This is a genomic window from Thiomonas sp. SCN 64-16 (assembly GCF_001725585.1).
GTDB classification, from domain to species: domain Bacteria; phylum Pseudomonadota; class Gammaproteobacteria; order Burkholderiales; family Burkholderiaceae_C; genus Thiomonas; species Thiomonas arsenitoxydans.
This window is the reverse complement of the sequence record NZ_MEGQ01000018.1, coordinates 1-24,724: the sequence shown is the minus strand read 5'-3', so window position 1 is coordinate 24,724 and position 24,724 is coordinate 1. Positions and strand designations below refer to the sequence as shown.

General features: G+C 66.5%; 20 protein-coding genes. 14 read left to right on the top strand and 6 right to left on the bottom strand.

All coding sequences use genetic code 11. The annotated features are described in order from the left end of the window. The first annotated feature begins 74 nt into the window (after positions 1–74). The 6 genes from kdpF (at position 75) to ABT24_RS06540 (ending at position 8,258) form a co-directional block, all read left to right on the top strand. A complete protein-coding gene (gene kdpF / locus ABT24_RS06565; RefSeq protein ID WP_276729370.1) occupies positions 75–164 on the top strand; it encodes a K(+)-transporting ATPase subunit F in 90 nt (29 codons plus the stop codon). Continuing rightward, complete coding sequence (gene kdpA, locus ABT24_RS06560) at positions 164–1,957, top strand: potassium-transporting ATPase subunit KdpA (protein WP_276729369.1); 1,794 nt, start codon at positions 164–166, stop codon at positions 1,955–1,957. Before kdpF ends, kdpA begins: the two co-directional genes overlap by 1 nt. Positions 1,958–2,008: 51 nt before the next feature. After that, complete coding sequence (gene kdpB / locus ABT24_RS06555; RefSeq protein WP_276729367.1) at positions 2,009–4,096, top strand: potassium-transporting ATPase subunit KdpB; 2,088 nt, start codon at positions 2,009–2,011, stop codon at positions 4,094–4,096. A 50-nt stretch (positions 4,097–4,146) separates the two neighbouring features. Further along, positions 4,147–4,734, top strand: coding sequence for a potassium-transporting ATPase subunit KdpC (gene kdpC / locus ABT24_RS06550; protein ID WP_276729361.1), 588 nt, complete (start codon positions 4,147–4,149; stop codon positions 4,732–4,734). Between the two features lie 10 nt (positions 4,735–4,744). Further along, positions 4,745–7,489 (top strand): DUF4118 domain-containing protein, encoded by a 2,745-nt coding sequence (locus ABT24_RS06545; RefSeq protein WP_276729359.1) that lies wholly within the window; start codon positions 4,745–4,747, stop codon positions 7,487–7,489. A 73-nt stretch (positions 7,490–7,562) separates the two neighbouring features. Further along, complete coding sequence (locus ABT24_RS06540) at positions 7,563–8,258, top strand: response regulator (protein WP_013121890.1); 696 nt, start codon at positions 7,563–7,565, stop codon at positions 8,256–8,258. Positions 8,259–8,411: 153 nt separating this feature from the next. Here the strand turns inward: ABT24_RS06540 and ABT24_RS06535 are convergent, their stop codons facing one another. The 3 genes from ABT24_RS06535 to ABT24_RS06525 form a co-directional block, all read right to left on the bottom strand. Further along, positions 8,412–8,681 (bottom strand): hypothetical protein, encoded by a 270-nt coding sequence (locus tag ABT24_RS06535; RefSeq protein ID WP_276729357.1) that lies wholly within the window; start codon positions 8,679–8,681, stop codon positions 8,412–8,414. 133 nt (positions 8,682–8,814) lie between these two features. Further along, positions 8,815–9,285: a single-stranded DNA-binding protein gene (ssb, locus tag ABT24_RS06530; protein WP_286737551.1), complete on the bottom strand. Its 471-nt coding sequence runs from the start codon at positions 9,283–9,285 to the stop codon at positions 8,815–8,817. A 104-nt stretch (positions 9,286–9,389) separates the two neighbouring features. Beyond that, on the bottom strand, positions 9,390–10,652 hold the full coding sequence (locus ABT24_RS06525; RefSeq protein ID WP_276729355.1) for an MFS transporter: 1,263 nt from the start codon (positions 10,650–10,652) through the stop codon (positions 9,390–9,392). A gap of 261 nt (positions 10,653–10,913) precedes the next feature. Here ABT24_RS06525 and uvrA point away from each other — a divergent pair, with 261 nt between their 5' ends. Both uvrA and ABT24_RS06515 read left to right on the top strand, forming a co-directional pair. Beyond that, positions 10,914–13,790, top strand: a complete 2,877-nt coding sequence (uvrA, locus tag ABT24_RS06520; RefSeq protein WP_276729352.1) for an excinuclease ABC subunit UvrA — start codon at positions 10,914–10,916, stop codon at positions 13,788–13,790. Between the two features lie 69 nt (positions 13,791–13,859). Beyond that, complete coding sequence (locus ABT24_RS06515; protein ID WP_013104236.1) at positions 13,860–14,099, top strand: GlsB/YeaQ/YmgE family stress response membrane protein; 240 nt, start codon at positions 13,860–13,862, stop codon at positions 14,097–14,099. A gap of 27 nt (positions 14,100–14,126) precedes the next feature. Here the strand turns inward: ABT24_RS06515 and tyrS are convergent, their stop codons facing one another. After that, positions 14,127–15,362 carry a tyrosine--tRNA ligase gene (gene tyrS, locus ABT24_RS06510; RefSeq protein WP_276729350.1) on the bottom strand — a complete coding sequence of 412 codons (1,236 nt, stop codon included), beginning with the start codon at positions 15,360–15,362 and terminating at the stop codon, positions 14,127–14,129. A gap of 302 nt (positions 15,363–15,664) precedes the next feature. Between tyrS and ABT24_RS06505 the strand changes: the two genes are divergently transcribed. From ABT24_RS06505 to ABT24_RS06495, 3 genes are read left to right on the top strand one after another with little or no spacing between them, the layout of a single operon-like run. Further along, the gene (locus ABT24_RS06505; RefSeq protein WP_276729347.1) at positions 15,665–17,083 is read left to right on the top strand and encodes a M23 family metallopeptidase; all 1,419 of its coding nucleotides are present in this window, start codon (positions 15,665–15,667) and stop codon (positions 17,081–17,083) included. After that, a complete protein-coding gene (locus tag ABT24_RS06500) occupies positions 17,076–18,554 on the top strand; it encodes a M23 family metallopeptidase (protein WP_276729345.1) in 1,479 nt (492 codons plus the stop codon). The genes ABT24_RS06505 and ABT24_RS06500 overlap by 8 nt, the downstream gene beginning before the upstream one ends. Continuing rightward, a complete protein-coding gene (locus ABT24_RS06495; RefSeq protein ID WP_276729343.1) occupies positions 18,544–19,656 on the top strand; it encodes an anhydro-N-acetylmuramic acid kinase in 1,113 nt (370 codons plus the stop codon). Before ABT24_RS06500 ends, ABT24_RS06495 begins: the two co-directional genes overlap by 11 nt. A 62-nt stretch (positions 19,657–19,718) precedes the next feature. Here the strand turns inward: ABT24_RS06495 and erpA are convergent, their stop codons facing one another. Together erpA and argC are read right to left on the bottom strand one after the other, a co-directional pair. Then, positions 19,719–20,096 (bottom strand): iron-sulfur cluster insertion protein ErpA, encoded by a 378-nt coding sequence (gene erpA, locus ABT24_RS06490; protein WP_013104241.1) that lies wholly within the window; start codon positions 20,094–20,096, stop codon positions 19,719–19,721. Between the two features lie 76 nt (positions 20,097–20,172). After that, complete coding sequence (gene argC / locus ABT24_RS06485; RefSeq protein ID WP_276729341.1) at positions 20,173–21,231, bottom strand: N-acetyl-gamma-glutamyl-phosphate reductase; 1,059 nt, start codon at positions 21,229–21,231, stop codon at positions 20,173–20,175. Between the two features lie 297 nt (positions 21,232–21,528). On the opposite strand from argC, the gene yajC reads away from it, so the two are divergent. The 3 genes from yajC to secF form a co-directional block, all read left to right on the top strand. Further along, positions 21,529–21,864, top strand: coding sequence for a preprotein translocase subunit YajC (yajC, locus tag ABT24_RS06480; protein WP_013104244.1), 336 nt, complete (start codon positions 21,529–21,531; stop codon positions 21,862–21,864). A gap of 118 nt (positions 21,865–21,982) precedes the next feature. After that, positions 21,983–23,953: a protein translocase subunit SecD gene (gene secD, locus ABT24_RS06475; RefSeq protein ID WP_013121898.1), complete on the top strand. Its 1,971-nt coding sequence runs from the start codon at positions 21,983–21,985 to the stop codon at positions 23,951–23,953. 39 nt (positions 23,954–23,992) lie between these two features. Next, a partial coding sequence (gene secF, locus ABT24_RS06470; protein WP_286737545.1) for a protein translocase subunit SecF occupies positions 23,993–24,724 on the top strand: 732 nt, incomplete at its 3' end.

The window sequence follows — 24,724 nt, the reverse complement described above, 5'->3', positions numbered from 1 at the left end:
TCTGACGCTGGCGCTGTTCGCCGCGGTCTTCGCCCTGGTGGCGTTCTGTGACCGTCTGCTGCAAAGGAGCTGAGGTGAGTCCATTCGTCTGGATCGGCGCGGTCGCCGCGCTGGCGCTCCTGATTTACCTGCTGGTGGCGCTGTTCCGCGCGGAGGACTTCTGATGACGCCCGAATTCTTCGCCTTGCTGGCGGTGCTGCTCTTGGTGGTTCTGGGCGCGGCCCGCCCCCTGGGACGTTACTTCGCCTGGATCATGGACGGCGGTCCCGCCTGGCGGCCGCTGGCCCGGCTGGAGGCCGGTCTGCTGCGGCTATGCGGCGTCGATGCCGCCGGGATGCGCTGGTCGCGCTATGCCGTGGCCTTGCTGGTGTTCAGCCTGCTGGGCACGCTGCTGGTGTATGCGCTGCAGCGGCTGCAGGGCGTGCTGCCGCTCAACCCGCAGCAGTTCGGCGCGGTCAGCCCCGACTCCAGTTTTAACACCGCCATCAGTTTTGTCACCAATACCAACTGGCAGGGCTATGCGGGCGAATCGACCCTGAGCAACCTCACGCAGATGATGGGGCTGGCGGTGCAGAACTTCGTCTCGGCGGCGTCGGGCATCGCCGTGGCCTTTGCCCTGATCCGGGGATTCGCGCGTCACCGTGCCACCGAGATCGGCAACTTCTGGGTGGATCTCTATCGCATCACGATCTATGCCTTGCTGCCCCTGTCGATGCTGCTGGCGATGGCCCTGGTCAGCCAGGGCGTCATCCAGACCTTCTCGGCCGACACGCCCGTCACCACGCTGCAGCCCACGACCTACGTCGCGCCCAAGCTGGACACCGCGGGCCAGCCGATGCGCGATGCCGCCGGGCAGTCGGTGCAGCAGCCCGTGACCGTCACCCAGCAGATTCTGCCCATGGGGCCAGTGGCGTCGCAGGAGGCGATCAAGGAGCTGGGCACCAATGGCGGGGGGTTTTTCAGCGCCAACTCTGCCCACCCCTATGAGAATCCGAACGCGTTGAGCAATCTCCTGGAGATGATCGCGGTGCTGCTGATTCCCGCCGCGCTGGTCTACACCTTTGGCCTGGCCGTGGGCGACACCCGCCAGGGCTGGGCCCTGCTGGCGGCGATGACGCTGGTGTTCGCGGTCGCCGTCACCGGTCTGGCCGCAGCCGAACAGCAGGGCAACCCCACCATCGCCGCGCTCGGCGTCGATCAGGCGCACGGCGCGCTGCAGTCCGGCGGCAATATGGAAGGCAAGGAGACGCGCTTCGGCATCGCCGCCTCGGCGCTGTTCAACGCCGTGACCACCACCACCTCCTGCGGCGCGGTGAACGCCATGATCGACTCGTTCATGCCGCTGGGCGGGTTGGTGCCGATGGCGCTCATGCAGCTCGGCGAAGTGGTGTTTGGCGGTGTTGGCACGGGCTTGGCGGGCATGCTGGTCTTCGCGCTGGTGGCCGTATTCGTCGGCGGGCTGATGATCGGCCGCACGCCCGAATATGTCGGCAAGAAGGTCGAGGCCTTCGACATGAAGATGGTGTCCATCGCCGTGCTGCTCATGCCCGCGCTGGTGCTGCTCGGCACGGCACTGGCCGTAGTGGTGCCGGCCGGGCTGGCGGGACTGGCCAACCCCGGGGCCCATGGCTTCTCCGAGATCTTCTACGCCTTCACCTCGGCCGCGAACAACAACGGCAGCGCCTTCGCCGGGCTGTCGGTGAACACGCCGTTCTACAACGGCTGGCTCGGTGCGGCGATGCTGTTCGGACGTTTCGCCGTGATGGTGCCCACCCTGGCGCTGGCGGGTTCGCTGGCGGCGAAAAAGCGCATTCCTGCAGGCGGCGGCACCCTGCCCACGCATGGCCCGCTGTTTGTCAGCCTGCTCATCGGCGTGCTGCTGCTGGTGGGCGCGCTGAACTTCTTCCCGGCCTGGGGCCTGGGCCCCATCGTCGAGCAGTTGCAGCTCTGGAAATGAACCGGATATGAAACAACCCCCTGACTTGCTACGGGCCTCTTCGCATCTGATATGACGCGCTCATCCCTTCCCTTATTCGACGCCGATCTGCTGCGGCCAGCCGTGGTGGATGCCTTTGCCAAGCTTGATCCCCGTGTGCAATGGCGCAACCCGGTGATGTTCGTGGTTTATGTGGGCAGCCTGTTCACCAGCGCGCTGTGGCTGCAGGCGCTGGCCGGGCACGGCGAGGCACCGGCCTGGTTCATCGGCGCGGTCACCCTGTGGCTGTGGTTCACGGTGTTGTTCGCCAACTTTGCCGAGGCCCTGGCCGAAGGCCGCGCCCGGGCGCAGGCGGCCTCGCTGCGCGGCATGAAAAAAACCGTGGTCGCCAAGAAGCTAGCCGAACCGCGCTCCGGCGCCCCGTGGACCCAGGTGCCCGGCGAGAGTCTGCGCCGTGGCGATGTGGTGCTCGTGGAAGCCGGTGATCTGCTGCCCTGCGATGGCGAGGTGATCGAAGGCGTGGCCGCGGTGGATGAGAGCGCCATCACCGGCGAGTCGGCCCCGGTGATCCGCGAGTCCGGCGGCGACTTCTCCGCCGTGACCGGAGGCACCAAGGTGCTGTCGGACTGGATCGTGGTGCGCTGCACGGCCGACCCCGGCGAGTCCTTCCTCGACCGCATGATCGGCCTGGTTGAAGGCGCCAAGCGGCGCAAGACGCCCAACGAGATCGCGCTGACCATTCTGCTGGTGGCGCTGACCCTGGTGTTCCTGCTGGTGACGGTGACGCTGTTGCCGTTTTCCATCTACGCGGTGAACGCCAATCACGCGGGTGTTCCGGTCACTCTCACGGTGCTGATCGCACTGCTGGTCTGCCTCATCCCGACCACCATCGGCGGTCTGCTGTCGGCCATCGGCGTGGCCGGCATGGGGCGCATGCTGCTGGCCAATGTGGTGGCCACCTCGGGCCGCGCCATCGAAGCGGCGGGCGATGTCGACGTGCTGCTGCTGGACAAGACCGGCACCATCACCCTCGGCAACCGTCAGGCCAGCGCGTTCCTGCCGGCGCCCGGCGTGAGCGTGGCTGAACTGGCCGACGCCGCGCGCCTGGCCTCGCTGGCCGACGAGACACCCGAAGGCCGCAGCATCGTGACCCTGGCGCGACAGGAAGGCTCGGCCCATGAGCCCGCCGCCGATCCGGCCGCCAGCTTCGTCGCCTTCTCGGCCCAGACCCGTATGAGCGGGGTGGACCTGCCTGACCGCCTCATCCGCAAGGGCGCGGCCGACGCGCTCAAGCGCTGGATCCTCGAGACCGACAGCGCTTGGCCCGAGGCGGTCGTGCGGCATGTCGAAGCGGTGGCGCGGCGCGGCAGCACGCCCCTGGTCGTGGCCGAGCGCACGTCGCTCGAGGCCGGGTCGCCTGCCCGTGTGCTCGGCGTCGTGGAACTCAAGGACATCGTCAAGAGCGGCATCAAGGAACGCTTCGCGCAATTGCGCCGCATGGGCATCCGCACGGTGATGATCACCGGCGACAACCGGCTCACCGCAGCGGCCATCGCCGCCGAGGCCGGGGTGGACGACTTCCTCGCCGAGGCCACGCCGGAGAACAAGCTCGCGCTCATCCGCCAGACCCAGGCCGAGGGCCGGCTCGTGGCCATGACGGGCGATGGCACCAACGACGCCCCGGCGCTGGCCCAGGCCGATGTGGCCGTGGCTATGCACAGCGGCACTCAGGCCGCCAAGGAGGCCGGCAATATGGTGGATCTCGACTCCAACCCGACCAAGCTGATCGAGGTGGTGGAGATCGGCAAACAGATGTTGATGACGCGCGGCGCGCTCACCACCTTCAGCATCGCCAACGACATCGCCAAATACTTCGCCATCATTCCGGCGGCCTTCGTCGCCACCTATCCGCAGCTCGGCGCGCTCAACCTCATGCACCTGGCCTCGCCGGATTCGGCCATCCTCTCGGCGGTGATCTTCAACGCCCTGATCATCGTCGCCCTCATTCCGCTGGCGCTCAAGGGCGTGCGCTACCGCGCCCTGGGCGCCGCCGTGCTGTTGCGCCGCAACCTGCTGATCTACGGGCTTGGCGGCATCGTCGCGCCCTTCGTCGGCATCAAGCTCATCGACATGCTGCTGCGTCTGATGGGTTGGACCTGAGCCGCGTCGGCCTGATTCCCATCCGTTGCTCTCACACCGCTTTCACCGCCATGACATCCCATTTGCGCCCCGCACTCAGCCTGCTGATCCTGCTTACCTTGATCACCGGCCTGCTCTATCCGCTGGCCGTCACCGGCCTGGCCCAGCTCGTCTTTCCCTGGCAGGCCAATGGCTCGGTGCTGGCGCGGCAAGGCCGTGCCGTCGGTTCGGCGCTGATCGGGCAGAACTTCACCGCCCCGGGCTACTTCTGGAGCCGCCCCTCGGCCACGGCGACCTACCCCTACAACGGTCTGGCTTCCGGCGGCTCCAACCTCGGCCCGACCAATCCCGCGCTGCTGGAGGCCGTACGTGCCCGCATCGCCGCGCTGCGCGCGGCCGATCCGGGCAACACCGCGCCGGTGCCGGTCGATCTGGTCACCGCGTCGGCCAGTGGGCTCGATCCCGACATCTCGCTGGCCGCGGCCCGGTATCAGGCGGCGCGCGTGGCGCGGGTGCGGCATCTGCCGCTGGCTCGGGTGCAGGCGCTGATCGACGCGCAGGCGCACCCGCGCTGGCTCGGCCTGTTTGGCACACCGCGGGTGAATGTGCTGGAATTGAACCTGGCCCTCGACGGCACGCCGCTGCAACGCGCCGAGTGACCCTGACACCTTGACCGATCCCGACATTCGCCCCTCTCCCGATGCGCTGCTGGCCCAGGTCCAGCAGGACGCCGAGCAGGCGCAGCGCGGTCGGCTCAAGCTCTTTTTCGGCGCCTCGCCCGGTGTCGGCAAGACCTACGCCATGCTCATGGCCGCGCGCCGTCTGCGCGACGAGGGCGTGGACGTCTGCGTCGGCCTGGTCGAAACCCACGGCCGCGCCGAGACGGCCCGGCTGCTGGAAGGGCTGGAGCAGATTCCACTGCGCGAGGTGCGTCACGGCGCGCACCTGCTGCGCGAGTTCGATCCAGCCGCGGCGCTGGCACGTCGCCCCGCCGTGCTGCTGGTCGACGAACTGGCGCACAGCAACGCCCCGGGCAGCCGACATCCCAAACGCTGGCAGGACGTGGAGGAACTGCTGGACGCCGGCATCGACCTCTACACCACGCTGAACGTCCAGCACCTCGAGAGCGTGAGCGACATCGTCGGTGGCATCACTGGCGTGCAGGTGCGCGAAACCCTGCCCGACCGCATCTTCGAGCGGGCCGATGAAGTGGTGCTGGTCGATCTGCCGCCCGACGACCTGCTGCAACGCCTCAAGGACGGCAAGGTCTATCTCCCCGAACAGGCCGCGCACGCCGTGCGCAATTTCTTTCGCAAAGGCAATCTGCTGGCGCTGCGCCAGCTCGCGCTGCGGCTCACCGCCGAGCAGGTCGAAGGCGAGATGCGCGACTACCGCAGCCGCCGCGTGGGCGGTGCCGTGTGGGACGCGGCCGAGGCCCTGCTGGTGTGCGCGGGCCCGCGCGACGACATCGGCCTGGTGCGCGCCGCCGCCCGCCTGGCCGACGCGCTACATGCGCGCTGGCACGTCATCACGGTGGAGACCCCCGCGCTGCAAGGCGCCAGCGAGGCGCAGCGCGACCATGCCCTCGCGCTGCTGCAGCGCGCCCGCGACCTGGGTGCGCAGACCGCCATGCTGGCCGGTCCCCACGCCGCCGAGGCCGCGCTGGCCTATGCCCGAACCCACAACCTCAACCGCGTCGTGCTCGGCCGCGCCCCGCGCTGGCCCTGGTGGCGCCGGGTGCTGGGGCGCTCGACCACGGCGGTGCTGGCGCGGCAGGCGCCCGATCTCGACCTCATCCTCATCACCCGCGACGCGCGTTCGCCGCCCACGGCCCTGGCCGGGCTGCATCCCGCTCTGCCGTCGGCCGATGCACTGATGCGGCGCTACCTGGCCGCGCTGCTGATCTCTGGCGCCATCACCCTGCTGGCCAGCCCGCTGCGCAGCTACTTCGACCTGTCGAACACCGTCATGCTGTTCATGCTCGGCGTGGTCGCGGTGGCGCTGCGCTTCGGCCGCGGGCCCGCGGCACTGGCGGCGGTGGTCAACGTGCTGGCCTTCGATTTCTTCTACGTGCCGCCGCGCTTTTCGTTCGCTGTGAGCGACGTGCAATACGTCTTCACCTTCAGCGTGATGCTGGGCGTGGGCCTGCTCATCGGCCACCTCACCTCGCACCTGCATTTCCAGGCCCGAGTCGCGGGTCAGCGCGAGCGCCGCACCCACGATCTCTACGAACTCTCGCGCGAGCTTTCGGGCGCGCTCACCGTCGATCAGGTGGCCGAGATCGGCACACGCGTGGTGCAGGCCAGTTTCCGCTGCCGGGCCACGCTGCTGGTGCTCGGTCTGGACGAGCGCCCGCAGCCTGCGGCAGACGTGGCTGCCGATGCCCTCCTGCCTTTCGACGCCGAGCTGGCGCGCTGGTGCTTGCAGCGCGGCGCGCCAGCCGGCCAAGGCACTGATACCCTGCCCGGCGCGCCGCTGTTCTACCTGCCGCTGAAGGCGCCGATGCGGGTGCGCGGCGTGCTCGTCGTTGACCCCGGTAACACCCGCCTATCCACCATTCCCGAGCTGCGCCGCTTGCTGGAAACCTGCGCCACCCAGATCGCTATTGCGCTCGAACGCATCCACTTCGTCAGCGTGGCACAAGATACCCTGCTGGCCATGCAGGCCGAGCGCATGCGCAACTCCCTGCTGTCGGCGCTGTCGCACGATCTGCGCACCCCGCTGACCGCCCTGGTGGGCACGGCTGAAGTCCTCTCCACGCGTCTGGCCGCTCATCCACCAGGCGATGCCGCCACGTTGCACGGCCAGGCGCTCAGCCTGTTGCAGCAGTCGCGGCGGCTGGCCCGCATGGTGGACGATCTGCTCGACATGGCCCGCCTGCAGTCCGGGCAGGTCACGCTGCGGCAGGACTGGCAATCGGTCGAGGAGCTGGTTGGCAGCGCGCTGCGCGCCGTCGATGCCGCTGCCCTGGCGCAGCATCCGCTGCAGATCGACCTTCCCGCAGACTTTCCGCTGGTGCGGGCCGACGCCGTGCTGCTCGAACGCGTGCTGGTCAACCTGCTCGACAACGCGCTCAAGTTCACCCCGCCCGGCACCCCGCTGGGCGTGCGCGCCCGCGTGCGCGGAGCCGAAGCCGAGATCACCGTCTGGGACCGCGGGCCGGGTCTGCCCGCAGGGCGCGAGCGGGCGGTCTTCGAGACCTTCACCCGTGGCGATCCTGAATCGCCCATCCCGGGTGTAGGCCTGGGGCTTGCGATCTGCCGCGCCATCGTCGAAGCGCATGGGGGCCGGGTGACGGCAGCCAACGCCCCCGAGGGTGGGGCTGCGTTCAACGTGCGCCTGCCCCTGCACGAGATGCCGCCGCTCGACGCCGCCGCCGAACTCGGCACTGAACCCGCCGGGCCGACCCCATGACTGCGCCGCACGGTCGCTGCGAGGAGGCGCGCAACGCCCTTGGGGAGTTGCGCGCAGCACGGAGGGTCGTGCCATGACCACACCCTCCAGCCTCATCCTGGTGATCGAAGACGAGGCCGAGATCCGCCACGTCGTGCGCACGGCGCTCGAAGCCGAGGGCTGGCGCGTCTGCGAGGCCGACAGCATGGCGCGCGGGCTGATCGACGCCGCCTCGCGCAAGCCCGACCTCGTCATCCTCGATCTGGGCCTGCCCGACGGCGATGGCATCGACTTCATCCACCAGTTCCGCGGCTGGAGCGGCGCGCCGCTGCTCGTGCTCTCGGCCCGCTCGGCCGAAGGCGTCAAGGTAAGTGCCCTCGATCTGGGCGCCGATGACTTTCTCGGCAAACCCTTCGGTGTGGCCGAACTGCTGGCGCGGGTGCGCGCCGCGTTGCGCCGCCCGCCCGTGAGCGAGGCCGCGCCATCGGTGCCGCTGCGCTTCGGCCGCGTCGAGCTCGACCGCGTGCGCCGCCTCGTGCGGCGCGACGGCGAAGACCTGCGCCTCACCGCCGTCGAATATCGCCTGCTCTGTGCCCTGGCCAGCCGCCCCGGCCAAGTGCTCACCCACCGGCAACTGCTGCGCGAAGTCTGGGGCCCCGGTGCGGTGGAGCATGGCCACTACCTGCGTATCTACATGGGCCGCCTGCGCCACAAACTCGAAGACGACCCCGCCCGCCCGAAGCACCTGCTCACCGAGTTGGGCGTGGGCTACCGCTTCATGGCGGATTGACCCCCGGGGGGTGTATCGGTTCGGCTTGGTGAAGTCTGCAGTGCAGGGTTCAGAGCTTCCCCAGCCTAACCGCTCGCCAGCACACGACAAGGTGCACCGTGCTGACTGTGGGTCAAGCTGGGTTGAAGTGCCGAGTCGTCGCTGGCCGCCCGGTCAACGCAGCGCTTCGGCCTCGGCGGCAATCAGGCGGAACTGCCCCAGTGCGGCTTCGAGATCGTCCACGATTTCGGCGGCGATCACCTCTGGCGCGGGCAGGTTGTCCGTGTCGGAAAGTGAATCGTCCTTCAGCCAGAAAATGTCCGGACTGGCCTTGTCGCGGTTGATGCGTTCTTCATAGTCGTAGGTGCGCCAGCGGCATTCGGGGTTGTCGGCTGACCACGTGGCGTTCCGGTCATGCCGATTCGCCGGATGGTAGCACTGCACAAACTCGCCCAGATCTTCCTAAACGATTATCAGTGTCTGCCGGATTCAGAAAAAGAAACAGCGCTCGACATAAAAATCAAGCGCTGTCAGTAACTTAAGGATCCAACGATACAGAACGACTTCTTATCAAAATCTAGAACGGAATGTCGTCGTCCATATCGCTGAAGTCGCTCGCCGGTTTGCTGGCGGCCGGGGCGGGGGCGCGGCCTGAGTCGGCCTCGCGGTTGCGGCTGTAGCCTTCGTCGTCTGCGCCGCCGCCTCCACCGCCTTCACGGCCGCCGAGCAGTTGCATTTCTTCGGCGATGATTTCGGTGGTGTATTTTTCGACGCCGTCTTTGTCGGTCCACTTGCGGGTTTTCAGGCGGCCTTCCACATACACCGGGCGCCCTTTTTTGAGGTATTCGCCCGCGATTTCGGCGAGCTTGTCATAGAACACCACCCGGTGCCACTCGGTTTCCTCGCGCTTTTCGCCGCTGGATTTGTCTTTCCAGTTGCGCGACGTGGCGAGGGTGATGTTGCAGATGGCGGAGCCGCTGGGGGCGAAGCGGGTTTCGGGGTCGCGGCCGAGATTGCCGACGAGAATGACTTTGTTGACGGAGGCCATGAGGTGTCCTGAATTGCGGCGTCCCGCGGGCTGCGGGACGATGGCGGCAAGCATAACGCCAGCCGCCGCCTCACTCGCGGCCGGGGTGAGGTGCGGCTAGGGGTTCAGGCGCTCTGCGGCTGCGCGGGGGCGGCGTCGGCTTCGGCGGGTTTGTGGCGATTGGGCGGGGGCTGGATGGTGAACGACACCAGCAGCCACAGCGCGGCCAGCGCGGCAGCGACAAAGAACACATCTTCGCTGCTGTATTGCGACAGCCATCCGCCCACCGCGCCCCCGGCAAACAGGCCGAGCGATTGCCCGGTGTTGTACACGCCCATGGCCAGGCCTTTGCGGTTGGCAGGCGCGGTGCGCGACACCAGCGAGGGCAGCAGCGCTTCCATCAGGTTGAAAGAGAGGAAGAAGAAGAACAGCGCGGCGATGAGCGCCACGGGGTTTTTGTAGCCTGCGGCAAAGCCCAGCATGGTCAGCACCAGCAGCGCTACGCCGCCGACGAACACGGGTTTCATATAGCCGTATTTCTCGGCGTAGATGATGCCGGGAATGGATACGGCAAACGAAATCAGCGTGACGGGCAGATAAACCATCCAGTGATGCAGCAGGGGAATGCCGGCGTATTTCACCAGCGCCACCGGCACCACCACGAACATGCTCACCTGCAGAAAGTTGACGACAAAAATCGAGAAGTCGAGCTTGAGCAGCGCCGGGGTGAACACCGCCTTGGCCCAGTGGCCCTGCACCTCTTCGGAGTGCGTGGTCATGGGCACGTTGGGCACGACCCAGATGACCACGGCAATGGCCAGTAGCGCAAGAATGCCGGTGAGGTCGAACATGCCGGGCACCGAGATGGCGTGATAGATGGGCGGGCCCAGCACCAGCGAGAGGATGAAGGAAAAGCCGATGGTCATGCCCACCATGGCCATGGCCTTTGTGCGGTGCTGGTCGCGGGTGGAGTCGGCAATCATGGCCGAGATGGCCGCCGAAATGGCCCCGGCGCCCTGAATGGCGCGGCCGATGATGATGAGGTAGAGGTTGTCGCTCGCTCCGGCGACGAATGAGCCGATGGCGAAAATCAGCAGTCCGAACACCATCACCGGCTTGCGGCCGAAGCGGTCGCTGGCCACGCCGAAGGGAATCTGCAGCACCGCTTGCGTCAGGCCGTAGATGCCCAGCGCCAGACCGACGAGGAATTTATCGTGCCCGTGCGGCAGATGCTCGGCGTAGACGGAAAACACCGGCAGGATGAAAAACAGCCCCAGCATGCGCAGGCCGTAGATCGACGCCAGCGTACTGCTGGCGCGGCGCTCGGCGGGCGTCATGGCGTCCTTGGGGGCTGTGGTTTTGGTCGATCGGGAAGATTTGGAAGCCATCGTCTGGAACTCTGGAGGGCCGCGCCACGGCGGGGCCTGAAACAAACAGGGCGATGCACAAGCGCTCGGCAAGATTTAAGCGACATTTTCGCTGAAACGCCGCCCAGATTCGTGACGGACTCTGTCGAGAAGTGCCCGTGTTTACATACCGTTTCAGCAAAACCGGTGCCTGGCGCAATTTACTCGGCGTGAATTTCCCGGCTTCGCCTGAAGTGGCTTGGCGCCTTATAGTGTCAGGTTGACTTTTTTCCGCCCTCGCCCATGAATGACCTTGCCTCCTCGTTTGAACCGCTGGCCAGCACCCAGGCCGAGGCGCTGATTCGCGTGCGCGGGGCGCGCACCCACAATCTCAAAAACATTTCGCTCGATCTGCCGCGCAACAAGCTGGTGGTCATCACCGGGCTGTCGGGTTCGGGCAAGTCGTCGCTGGCGTTCGACACGCTGTACGCCGAGGGGCAGCGCCGCTACGTGGAAAGTCTGTCGGCGTATGCGCGGCAGTTTTTGCAGTTGATGGAAAAGCCCGATGTCGATCTGATCGAAGGGCTGGCCCCGGCCATCGCCATCGAGCAGAAGGCCACCAGCCACAACCCGCGCTCCACCGTGGGCACGGTGACGGAAATTCACGATTACCTGCGGCTGCTCTATGCCCGCGCGGGCACACCGCATTGCCCCAACCATCCCGACGAGCCCTTGCAAGCGCAGACGATTTCGCAAATGGTCGATGCGCTCGTCGCCTGGCCCGAGGGACGGCGGCTGCTCATTCTCGCGCCGCTGCCTGCGGCGCAAATGGGCGCTTCGGCCACCGGGCGACTGGCGGCGCTGCGGGCGCAGGGCTTTGTGCGTTTTCGGCTCGACGGCGTGGTGGTCGATGCGCAAAGCCTGCCCGATGCCGACGCGCCGCCGCCGCAGCGCATCGAGGTGGTGGTGGACCGCATCAAGACCGGCCCCGATCTGCGTCAGCGTCTGGCCGAGAGCCTGGAGACGGCGCTGCGTCTGTCCGAAGGCCCGGTGGGCGCGCTCGACGCCGACAGCGGCGCGCTGACCACGTTTCACAGCCGCCCCACCTGCCCGATTTGCGGCACGACGGCGCCGCTGCTCGAACCCAAGCTGTTCTCCTTCAACAATCCGGTCGGCGCCTGCCCGACTTGCGACGGGCTCGGCGAGGTCGAGCGCTTCGACCCGGCGCGGGTGGTGGCCCACCCCGAGCTCAGTCTGGCCAGCGGCGCGATTCGCGGCTGGGACAAACGCAACGCCTTTTACTTTCAGATGCTGCAGGCGCTGGGCGCGCATTACGGCTTCGATCTCGACACGCCCTACGAGCAGTTGCCGCAGGCGGTGCGCCAGGTGCTGCTGCACGGCAGCGGCTCGGAGGCCATCGCCTTTACTTATCTCAACGACCGCAACAAGCCCACGGTCAAGTCGCACCCCTTCGAGGGCATCATCCCCAACCTCGACCGGCGCTGGAACGAGACCGACAGCCCGGCGGTGCGCGAGGAACTCGCGCGCATGCGCACCGTGCAGACCTGCCCCGACTGTCTGGGCGCGCGGCTCGGGCCGATTGCACGCAACGTCACCATCAGCGGCGAGCGGCTGCAGGCGCTGGCGCATCGCCCGCTGCGCGAGCTACACGACTGGTTCGCCACCCTGCAGCTCGAAGGCCAGCGCGCCGAAGTGGCGGCGCGGCTGGTGATTGAAATCGGCAGCCGCCTGCGCTTTCTCATCGACGTGGGGCTGGACTATCTCACGCTGGATCGCAGCGCCGACACGCTCTCAGGCGGCGAGGCGCAGCGCATCCGCCTGGCCAGCCAGATCGGCTCGGGCCTGACCGGGGTGATGTACGTGCTCGACGAGCCGTCCATCGGCCTGCACCAGCGCGACAACGACCGGCTGATCGCCACCCTCAAGCGGCTGCGCGATCTGGGCAATAGCGTGCTGGTGGTGGAGCACGACGCCGACGCCATCCTCTGCGCCGATTATGTGGTGGACATGGGGCCCGGTGCGGGCGAGCATGGCGGCAGCATCATCGCCCAGGGTACGCCGCAGGCCATCATGGCCGATCCCAACTCGATCACCGGCGCTTATCTGAGCGGCACGCGCAGCGTGTTTCGCGGCAAGCCGCGCCAGGACGCCGCGCCCGAACACTGGCTCACCCTGAGCGGCGCCTGCGGCAACAATCTGCACGACGTGACCGCGCGCTTTCCGCTGGGGCGCATCACCTGCGTGGCGGGGGTGTCGGGTTCGGGCAAATCCACCCTGATCAACGACACGCTCTACGCCGCCTGCGCGCGCGAACTCAACCGCGCCTCTCTGGAGGCCGCGCCTTATGCGGCCCTCGACGGGCTCGATCAGCTCGACAAGGTGATCGCGGTCGATCAGTCGCCCATCGGCCGCACCCCGCGCAGCAACCCGGCCACCTACACCGGGCTGTTCACCCCCATCCGCGAGCTGTACGCGCAGACGCCCGTGGCGCGCGAGCGCGGCTATGACGCCGGACGATTTTCCTTCAACGTCAAAGGCGGCCGCTGCGAAGCCTGCCAGGGCGACGGCGCGGTGAAGGTGGAAATGCACTTCATGCCCGACCTCTACGTGCCCTGCGATGTGTGCGGCGGCCAGCGCTACAACCGCGAAACCCTCGAAGTCACCTACCGCGGCCTGAGCATTGCGCAGGCGCTGGAACTCACGGTCGAGCAGGCGCTGGAGACCTTTTCGGCGGTGCCCGCCATCGCCCGCAAGCTGCAGACGCTCAAGGACGTGGGGCTGGGCTATATCCGCCTCGGCCAGTCGGCCATCACCCTGTCGGGCGGCGAGGCGCAGCGGGTGAAACTGGCGCTCGAACTCTCCAAGCGCGACACCGGCCGCACCCTCTACATCCTCGACGAGCCCACCACCGGCCTGCACTTCGCCGACATCGAACTGCTGCTGGGCGTGCTGTTCAAACTGCGCGAGGCCGGCAACACCATCGTCATCATCGAGCACAACCTCGACGTCATCGCCAGCGCCGACTGGGTGGTCGAACTCGGCCCCAATGGCGGCGCGGGCGGCGGCCGCCTCATTGCCGAAGGCAGGCCGCAAGACATCGCAGCCCATCCGAACAGCGTCACCGGCCCCTACCTCGGCCAGGTGCTGCGCGGCACGTAACACAAAACGGCGGCAACGCTGTTACCTTGCGCCCATCGTCAACCGCCCTTGCGGGCAAAGGAGCGCGGCATGGGACTTATCGGATTTCTGATCATCGGCCTGATCGCGGGCTGGCTGGCGGGCAAGATCACCAAAGGCAGCGGCTTCGGCGTGCTGGGCGATCTGGTGGTCGGCGTGGTTGGCGCCTTCATCGGCGGCTTTCTGTTCCGCCTGCTGGGCCTGTTTCCCGGCGGCGGCATGCTGCCCAGCCTGATCGTGGCCACTATCGGCGCCATCGTGCTGCTCTGGCTCATCCGGCTGGTGAAATGAGCCAGAGGCAGCCCGGCGAGGCGCGGCTCAGCCCAGCGTCACCCGGGCGAACTTGCGTTTGCCGACCTGCAGCACCACGGTGCCCGCGCCGAGTTTGAGGGTGCGGTCTTCGGCCACCGTGCCGTCGATGCGCACGCCGCGCTGTTCGATCATGCGCACGCCTTCGGCGGTGGAGGGCACCAGCCCGGCCTGCTTGAGCGCCTGAGGCAGCGCCAGCCCGCCATCGGGCAGGGCGAGTTGCACTTGCGGGATGTCGTCGGGAATGCCGCCGCTGGCGCGCAGGGCGAAGTCGGCCTCGGCCGCGTCGGCCGCGGACGCAGAGTGGAAGCGGGTGACGAGTTCGCGCGCCAGCATCACCTTGGCGTCTTTCGGGTTGCGTCCGGCTTCGACTTCTGCCTTGAGTGCGGCAATCTCGCTCATCGGGCGGAAGGACAGCAGCTCGTAGTAGCGCCACATCAACACGTCGCTGATGGACAGCAGCTTGGCGAACATGGTCGCCGGAGCTTCCTGGATGCCGATGTAATTGCCCTTGGACTTGGACATTTTTTCCACACCGTCCAGCCCTTCGAGCAGCGGCATGGTGAGAATGCACTGCGGCTCCTGGCCGTATTCGCGCTGCAGCTCGCGCCCGACCAGCAGATTGAATTTCTGATCGGTGCCGCCGAGTTCGAGGTCGCTCTTGAGCGCCACCGAATCAAAACCCTGCATCAGCGGGTAAAGCAGCTCGTGCATGGCGATGGGCACGCCCTCCTTGAACCGCTTGGTGAAATCGTCGCGCTCCAGCAGTCGCGCCAGGGTGTATTTGGCGGCCAGGCGAATCATGCCGTCGGCGCCCAGCGGCTCGCTCCACTCGGAGTTGTAGCGAATCTCGGTTTTTTGCGGGTCGAGCACCAGGCTGGCCTGGGCGTAATAGGTCTGGGCGTTGGTCTTGATCTGCTCGATCGTCAGCGGCGGGCGGGTGGCGTTGCGCCCGGACGGATCGCCGATGCGCGAGGTGAAGTCGCCGATGAGAAAAATGACCGTGTGGCCCAGATCTTGCAGCTGCCTGAGTTTGTTGAGCACCACGGTGTGGCCGATATGAATGTCGGGTGCGGTGGGGTCGAGGCCGAGTTTGATGCGCAGCGGCTGGCCGGTTTGGTGGCTGCGGGTCAGTTTGGCGATCCAGTCGGCCTCCACCAGCAGTTCGGCGCAGCCGCGTTTGGTGATGGCCAGTGCGTTGCGCACGGCGTCGGGAAGTTCGACGGGAGAGTTGGAGTCCATCATGGGGAGAATCGAAAAATGCGCCAAGCGGGCTGTTAGACTCGCGCCTTTATGTCCGTGCTGCGCCTGCTTCAGCAAAGGGTGCAGTGTATTCGGTGCCACAGCGTGACTGTTGGGCGGCAAGCGAGTGTGAAACACATATGCGCAGACCGTTCAGCCGCGCCCAGGGTGCGCTCGCAGATGCTTGCCGCGTCTCGCCGCCCGTTGTCGGTGGTGCCATCACGGTGTCGGAGGCAGAGCCTTCGGCGCCACTTTCCATTGTCGGGGCGGCGTGCGCGCCACAGCCTGAAGTGTGAGGAGTGGGAATGTCGTTTGTCGAATTCAAGCAGTCTGCGGCGCAAGGCGCGCAGAGTTTGGCCGGTTGGATGCATCAGCATCACAAACGGGTTTTGGCGGGGGTGGGAAGTGGTTTGCTGCTGACCAGCGCCGCCGCCTTCGCCCTGGCTTACGAAGGGCCGCAGGCGCATCCGCCCGCGCCGACCTGGGTCAGCGTGGCGGTGGCGAGCACCGCGCCGCAGCAGGCCGATGAGCTCTCGAATGCCGATCAGGTGGTCTACACCACGGCGCATGTGCGGGCGAGCGATACCGTCGAATCGCTGCTGCGTCGTCTGCAGGTGACCGATCCGCAGCAGTTGCGCCAGCTCAGCGCGCAAGCCGATTTGCGGGCTCTGGTCAACGGAGATCCCGGCCGCGTGGTCGCGGCCCAGGTGAGCAATCTGGGCGAATTGCAGTCGCTGCACGGCCGTTTGCCCGGGCTCAAGCCGGTGGCCGAGGGCGGCCAGAAGGCGCGCCAGTTGCGCGAACTGACGGTCAAGGCCACGCCAACAGGCTGGGACGTGCAGACGCAATCGCGCCTCGTTCAGCCGGTTTTGCGTGTGGCCAGCGGCACGGTGAAATCCAGCTTTTTCGCCGCGGCCGACGAGGCCGGGATGCCCCGCAATGTGGCCTCGCAACTGATCGACGTGTTCGACACCCAGATCAACTTCCGCCGCAATCTGCGTCCGGGCGACCGTTTCAATGTGGTGTACCGGGTCTATCAGGCGCAGGGCCAGACGCTGGCCGATGGCCGCCTGGTGTCGGCGGAATTCGTCAACCAGGGCCACGACTACAAAGCCGTGTGGTTCGACGCCAAGGGGGTTGCCAAGGTCTCCGGCTATTACGCGCCCAATGGCGACAGCCTGAGCCGCGCCTTCCTGCTGTCCCCCCTGCCCTACGACCGCATCACTTCAGGCTGGGGCTGGCGCGAAAACCCGGTGATGCACTTCCATGAATTCCACAAGGGCATCGACCTGGCCATTCCCGTGGGCACGCCGGTCAAGACCATCGCCGACGGCCGCGTGGTGTATGCGGGCTGGGGCACGGGCTACGGCAAATATGTGAAGGTCGATCATCCCGGCGGTTTTGCCACCATCTATGCGCATCTGAGCGCGTTCAAGGTGCATGTGGGCGAGTCGGTCAAGCAAGGCGAAGTGGTGGCGCTGTCGGGCAATACCGGCTGGTCCACCGGGCCGCATGTGTATTTCCAGTTTTTCGTGCACGGCACGCCGGTCAATCCCCTGGACATTGCGCACTATTCGCCCAAGGGCACGGCGGTTCCGGCCGCGCTCAAGCCGGAATTTCTGGCGCAAACGGCTGAACCGCGCCATCTGCTCGCCGTCATCGATGGCGGCAGCCCGGTGGTCGATGCCGCCGCGCAGGCCGCCAAGGAGCCGCAGCATGGCTAAGGCGCTTCGCGCTCTCAAGGAAACGCAGGGCCGCCCCAAGTTTCCTTGTCCCCCATGGGGGGCGGGTCGGCGAGCCGACCCTGGGGGCGCTCAAAAGGCGGCGCTGTGGGTGTCGCAACGCTCGGCCGAGGTGGTGCAGGCGCTGCGTGCGCATCCGCGGCGTCTGGCCGCCAGCGTGGGCGGCGCTCTGCTGCTGAGCAGCGCCGGGGCTTATGCCCTGGTCGAGGCGCAGCCGCAGCTGCCGCCGCGCGCCACTCTCGCTACCGTGCTCGACAACGATGTGCAGGGACAGACCGAAGCGCTTGCTGCGGTCGATCTGCGTTATGCCAGCAGCACTTCGGTGCGGCATCGGGACACCGTGCAGCAATTGCTCAAACGACTGGGCGTGACCGATCCGGCCGCCATCGCGCAGCTCGGCAAGAATGCAAGTTTCCGCGCGCTGCTCGCCGCAGGCGGCGGGCCCGAACCCGTGCGGGCGCAGGTGAATGCACAGGGCGAATTGCTGCAGCTTGCCGCCGTGCTTCCCATGCCTGCGGGAACCGATTCGCTGGCCGCCCCGGTTTGGCGCGAACTCACGGTGCAGCCCGGTGCCGACGGCACCTTGCAGGTATCGACCACCGAACGCAAGCTCGAACCCCGCACGCGGCTGGCCAACATTTCGGTGCGCGGCGCTTTGACGACTGCGCTGAGCCAGTCCGGCGTACCTTCGCCGGTCGGTGCGCAACTGGTCAAGGCATTCGCTCCACAGATCGACTTGCGCCGCAGCCTGCGCAAGGGCGATCAGGTCGCGCTGGTGTACGAAATGCAAACGCTCGACGGCCGCGAGCTGCGCCCGGGCCGCCTGCTGGCGGCGGAAGTGCGCAGCCGTGGCGTGGTGCGTCAGGCAGTTTGGTTCGCCACGCACGGCAATGCCGCCGGTGGCTACTACACCCCCGACGGCCAGGGGCTGGAAAAAGCCTGGGCTTCTTCGCCGCTGCCGGGCGCCAAGGTCACGTCGCCCTTCGGCCTGCGCATGCATCCGGTGAGCGGGCGTCGTGAAATGCATGAGGGTGTCGATTTCGCCGCGCGCATCGGCACTCCGGTGCCCAGCGTCGCCGAGGGCCGGGTGAAGTTTGCCGGGGTACAGAGCGGCTATGGCAATGTGATCAAAATCGCGCATCCCGGCGGTTTCGAGACGGTCTACGCCCACTTGAGCAGCATCGCCGTCAAGCCGGGCCAGACCGTGAGCGAAGGCCAGAACATCGGCAAGACCGGCAATACCGGCACCTCCACCGGGCCGCACCTGCATTTCGAATTTCATGCCGCCGGGCGGCTGATCGATCCGCTGCGCATGGCCAGCTATGTGCCGCAGGGCAAACCTTTGCCGCCGGGCGAAAAAGCCTCGTTCTTCGCCGCCACCGCCGTGATGCGCACCCAACTCGCCCAGGCGGCTGGCAGTGACGACGCCGTACGGCTGGCGCGTGTCGACTGAACCGGGCCTGTTCATCGGGCTCATGTCGGGCACTTCGCTCGACGGGGTCGATGGCGTGCTGCTTGAATCTGCGCCCGGCACGCCGCCTCGGGTGCTGGCCCATGCGGCGCGGGCATTTCCCGCCGGGTTGCGCGCTGAATTTCTCGCCCTCAACACCGCGGGATTCGACGAACTGCACCGTAGCGCCCTCGCCGCGCAGCAACTCGCTGATCTCTATGCCGAAGTCGTCGCCATCCTGCTGCGCGACAGCGGCGTGAGCGCCGCATCGGTTCGCGCTATTGGGGCGCATGGGCAGACGGTGCGTCATCGTCCCGATCTCGGCTACACCCTCCAGATCAATGCGCCGGCCTTGCTGGCCGAGCGTTGCGGCATCGCGGTGGTGGCCGACTTCCGCAGCCGCGACGTCGCGGCCGGCGGCCAGGGCGCGCCGCTGGTGCCCGCGTTTCATCGCGCCGTGTTCGCGGTGGCGGGCGCCGATGTCGCCGTACTCAACCTCGGCGGTTTTGCCAATCTCAGCCTGCTGTTTGCCGATGGCAGCACCCTCGGTTTCGACACCGGCCCCGGCAACGCCCTGCTCGATTATTGGACGCAGCGCCATCTCGGGCAGCCTTACGACGCCCAAGGCGCCTGGGCGGCGGGCGGCGCGGTGCGGGCGGATTTGCTCGCGCAATTTCTGGCCGATCCCTACTTCTCGCGTGCCGCCCCAAAAAGCACCGGTCGCGACGACTTTCATCCGGCCTGGCTCGAACGCCATCTGTCGGCTCATGCGGCCCAAGCTTCGCCCCAGGATGTGCAGGCCACGCTGGCGGCATTGACCGCACACAGCGTGGCCGAGGCGTTGCGGCGCGCCATGCCCGGCGTTTGCGAGCTGGTGATCTGCGGCGGCGGCGCGCGCAATACCGACCTACTCCGCCGCCTACAGCAGGCGCTCCCCGGCGTGACCTGCCGCCCGAGCGACCACAGCGGCATACCCGCCGAACAGGTCGAAGCCGCCGCCTTCGCCTGGCTGGCGCAGCAAACCTTGTTGGGGTTGCCGGGCAACCTGCCCGCCGTTACCGGGGCCGCTGGCCCACGGGTGCTCGGAGCGGTCTATCCGGCTTGAAACCAAAAAACCGCCTTCAAAGGCGGTTTCAGGGCGTTTTTAAGCCAGCCGAAGGCGTTCGCTCAAACCGAAAACGACGAGCCGCAGCCGCAGGTGGTGGTGGCGTTCGGGTTCTTGATGACGAACTGGGCGCCTTCGAGGCCATCCTTGTAGTCGATCTCGGCGCCCACCAAATATTGCAGGCTCATGGCGTCGATCAGCAGGGTGACGCCGTTTTTCACCATCTGCGTGTCGTCTTCGTTGACCGCTTCGTCGAACGTGAAGCCGTATTGAAAGCCGGAGCAACCGCCGCCTTGCACGAACACGCGCAGCTTCAGGTCATTGTTGCCTTCCTCGTCGATCAGCTCCTTGACCTTGGCCGCCGCGCTGTCGGTGAACAGCAGGGGGGCGGGCGGGGCGGCCATTTCGGCGGTGGGGGCGGTATCAAGCATGGCGCTCATGGGGTACTCCTTTAAGTTGCACGCAATTTTAGTGCCGCGCAAGACCTTGTTCCCGTCTGCGGGTTTACGGCAAAAATCAGGGCAATACCGCCAGCCCGTCCAGTCCCATGTTTTCGGGCAGGCCGAACATCACATTCATGTTCTGCACCGCCTGGCCCGAGGCGCCTTTGGTGAGGTTGTCCTGAACGACCAGGATCAAGGCCATGTCAGGGCGCGGCTTGTGTACCGCGAGCCGCAGGGTATTGGCGCCGCGCACCGAGCGGGTTTCAGGCGCGCTACCCGGGGGCAGCACATCGACGAAAGGCTCTTTCGCATAGAACGAGGCGTACAGCGCTTGCAGGTCGAGGGCCTGCCCGGCGGGCGTGAGGCGGGCCGACAAGGTGGCATGCATGCCGCGAATCATGGGGGTGAGATGCGGCACGAATAGGCAGTCGACCGCGCTGCTGCCGGGGGGCGCGCCCGCGATGCGGCGCAGTTGTTCGTTGATTTCAGGCCCATGCCGGTGCCCTTTGACGCCGTAGGCCTTGAAATTGTCCGAAGCTTCGCTGAACAGCAGACCGATTTCCGCCTTGCGGCCCGCGCCCGAAACCCCCGAGGCGCAGTTGGCCATGAGGTGGGTAGCCTCCACGAGCCCGGGGGTGCGCAGCAGGGGAGCAAAGCCCAGCTGCACCGTGGTGGGATAGCAGCCGGGATTGGCGACGATACGGGCCTTGGCAATGGCCTCGCGGTGCAATTCCGGCAGGCCGTAAACCGCTTCTTGCAGCAGATCGGGGCAGGCGTGCTCCATGCCGTACCACTGGGTGAACTCGGTCAGGTTTTGCAGGCGGAAGTCGGCGGCCAGATCGATAAGGCGCACACCGGCATCGAGCAGTCGCCGGGCCTGAGCCATGGCCACCCCGTGCGGCGTGGCGAAAAAGACGATGTCGCAGGTGTGCAGCGGTGCGTCGTCCGGCGTGGTGAAGGCAAGATCGACCTGCCCGCGCAGGCTGGGGAACATATCGGCCACCGGGGTGCCCGCTTCCTTGCGCGAGGTGATGGCGGCCAGCTCGGCCTGGGGGTGGCGGGCCAGCAGCCGCAACAGCTCCACCCCGGTGTAGCCGGTACCGCCAACGATGCCAATGCGCAGACGTTTCATGGTGCTGGGCCCTCAAATGAAAGCGGATATCTTATGGTCTTTGTGCGACAGGGGGCGGGGCGAACGAGAGCCCCCTGGTCCGGGCAATCCCCACCCCCAACCCTCCCCACAAGCGGGGAGGGAGTGATCTGACCTCCCCCACCTCGTGGGGGAGGTCGGGAAGGGGCGGCCCGGCGTTTTCTCATGAGGTCTTTGAAGAAATTTGCGGCACCCGGCCTCAGCTTTGCGACAATACGCGGCTGACCGACCCTGGCCACGAGCCAGGATGCCGATGAAATCTACCGTTCCATCTTCCCCATGAACCTTATTTCTGTTGCCCACGCGCAAGCTGCTGCCCCCGCACCCAGTGCAGGTTCCACCCTGATGAGCCTGCTGCCCATCATCGTGATGTTCGTCATCCTGTACTTCGTCATGCTGCGTCCGCAGATGAAAAAGCAAAAGGAACTGCGCGCCATGCTGGCCGCGCTGGCCAAGGGCGACGAAGTGGTGACCACGGGCGGCGTCGTGGGCAAGATCAGCAAAATCAACGACAACTATGTCACGCTGGAAATCGCCGCCAACACTGAGGTACTGCTGCAGCGCAGCGCGGTGACCATGGTGCTGCCCAAGGGCACGATCAAGAGCGGCATCTGAGCGCGTCCATGCGTCCCTGTCGGCCCGCGCCGTCGCGGGCCCAACCGTGCAGGCCCGACTTGTGCGGGATTTTTATTTGAACCCGCGCCGCATCGGCGGGTGAAACGAGGTTGTTGTCATGAATCGCTATCCCTGGTGGAAATATCTCATCATGGTCGTCGTCCTGGTGGTTGGCGTGGTGTATGCGCTGCCCAATCTGTACGGCGAATCGCCCTCAGTGCAGATTTCAAGCACCAACGGCGGCAAGGTCGACAACGCCCTGCTGCTCAAAGGCGAGCAGATTCTGGACGCGGCTAACCTCAAGCCCGATTCGGCCGACTTCAACGGCGCCACGGTCAACTACCGCTTCAGCAACACCAGCGTGCAGCTCAAGGCGCGCGATGTGCTGGCCAAGGCGCTCAACCCCAATGCGGACGATCCGCGGTATGTGGTCGCGGTCAATCTGCTGTCGCGTTCGCCCGCGTGGTTGACGGCGCTCAACGCCAATCCCATGTACCTCGGTCTCGACCTGCGCGGGGGCGTGCACTTCCTGCTGCAGGTGGACATGCAGGCGGCCGTGCACAAAAAGCTCGACTCGATTTCCGGCGAGCTGCGCCGCGATTTGCGCGACAAAGACGCGCGCTACACCAAGCTCGAACGCGTGGGCGACACCCTTCAGGGCGTTTTTGTCGATGCCAGCGCACTGAACACGGCCAAGGAACTCATCACCCGCCAGCATCCCGATTTGCAGCTGGCTCCGCAAGCGCCCGCAGGCCCCTACAGCCTCAGCGCCAGTCTGACGCCTGCCGCCGTGTCGCAGGAAGAAGACTACGCCATCAAGCAGAACATCCAGACCCTGCACAACCGCATCAACGAACTCGGCGTGGCCGAGCCCATCATCCAGCAACAGGGTCGCGACCGCGTGGTGGTCGAATTGCCGGGCATTCAGGACGTGGCCCGGGCCAAGGACATTCTCGGCCGCACCGCCTCACTCGAAGTGCGCATGGTGGACGACAGCGCCGCAGCTCAGGCCGCGCTGGCCGGGCAGGGCCCGCTGCCCGCCGGCGACCAGATCTTTCCGGACCGCGATGGCGGCAAACTGGTGGTCAAGCGCGACGTGCTGCTGACCGGCGACAACCTCACCGACGCCCAGCCCGGCTTCGACCAGCAGACCAACGAGCCCGCGGTGTTCCTCACCCTCGACTCCAAGGGCTCCCGCATCTTCCAGCAAGTCACGCGGGAGAACGTGGGCAAGCGCACCGCCATGATTCTGTTCGACCGCGGCCGCGGCGAAATCATCACCGCCCCGGTGATCCGCAGCGAAATCGCCGGCGGCCGGGTGCAGATCTCCGGCCACATGACCGTGCAGGAAGCCAACGACACCGCGCTGCTGCTGCGCGCCGGTGCGCTGGCTGCGCCGATGAACATCATCGAAGAGCGCACCGTCGGCCCCAGCCTGGGGCAGCAGAACATCAGCCAGGGCTTCCACTCGGTGACCTGGGGCTTTGTTGCCATCGTCATTTTCATGTCGATCTACTACATGTTCTTCGGCGTGGTGTCGTCCATCGGTCTGGCGGTCAACCTGCTGCTGCTGGTGGCGGTGCTATCCATGTTGCAGGCCACACTCACTCTGCCCGGCATCGCGGCCATGGCGCTGGCGCTGGGTATGGCCATCGACTCGAACGTGCTGATCAACGAGCGCATCCGCGAGGAACTGCGCAATGGCGCCAGTCCGCAAAACGCGATTTTCCACGGCTACGAACGCGCCTGGGCCACCATCTTCGACTCCAACGTCACCACGCTGATTGCCGGGGTCGCGCTGCTGATCTTCGGCTCGGGCGCCATCCGGGGATTCGCCGTGGTGCATGTGCTGGGCATTCTCACCTCGATGTTCTCGGCGGTGTTTTTCTCGCGCGGCATCATCAACCTCTGGTATGGCCGCAAGCGCCGCCTGCACAGCATCTCCATCGGCCAGATCTGGAAGCCGCAAGCGGCTGAGGCCACGGCGGGGGCGCTGTCGTCCGGCGCCGCGAGTGACGCGGTGAAAGCTGGAAAGCCGCTGGACGCACCCACGCCGCGCACCACCAAGCCGCGCCGCAAGGTGCATTGATCCGCCGACGGCCCAAAGACTTCCGATTCAAGGCACATCATGGAATTTTTCCGTATCAAGCGCGACATCCCGTTCATGCGCAATGCGCTGACGTTCAACGTCGTCTCCGCGGTGCTGTTTGTCGCCGCGGTGTTCTTCCTCTTCACCCGCGGGCTCAATCTGTCGATCGAATTTACCGGCGGCACGGTGATGGAAGTCGGTTACAGCCAGGGGGCGAACATCGACGGCATCCGCGCCACCCTAAGCAAACTCGGTTACGCCGATGCGCAAGTGCAGGCCTACGGCAACGCCAATGATGTGGTCATCCGCCTGCCGCTGCACAAGGGCGAGACCAGCTCGGAGCAGAGCACCAAGGTCATGGCCGGGCTGCTGGCCGCCGATCCGCAGGCGCAGCAGCGCCGCACCGAATTCGTCGGCCCGCAAGTGGGCTCTGAGCTGGCTACCGATGGTCTCAAGGCGCTGGCGCTGGTGATCTTCGGCATCGTCGCCTATCTGGCGGTGCGCTTCGAGTGGAAATTTTCGGTGGCGGCCATCCTCGCCAACCTGCACGACGTGATCATCGTGCTCGGCTTCTTTGCGTTGTTCCAGTGGGAATTCTCCCTGCCGGTGCTGGCGGCGGTGCTGGCGGTGCTGGGGTATTCGGTGAACGAGTCGGTGGTGATCTTCGACCGGGTGCGCGAAAACTTCCGCAAGTACCGTAAATACACCACGGTGCAGGTGATCGACAGCGCCATCACCAACACCATCAGCCGCACCGTCATCACCCACGGC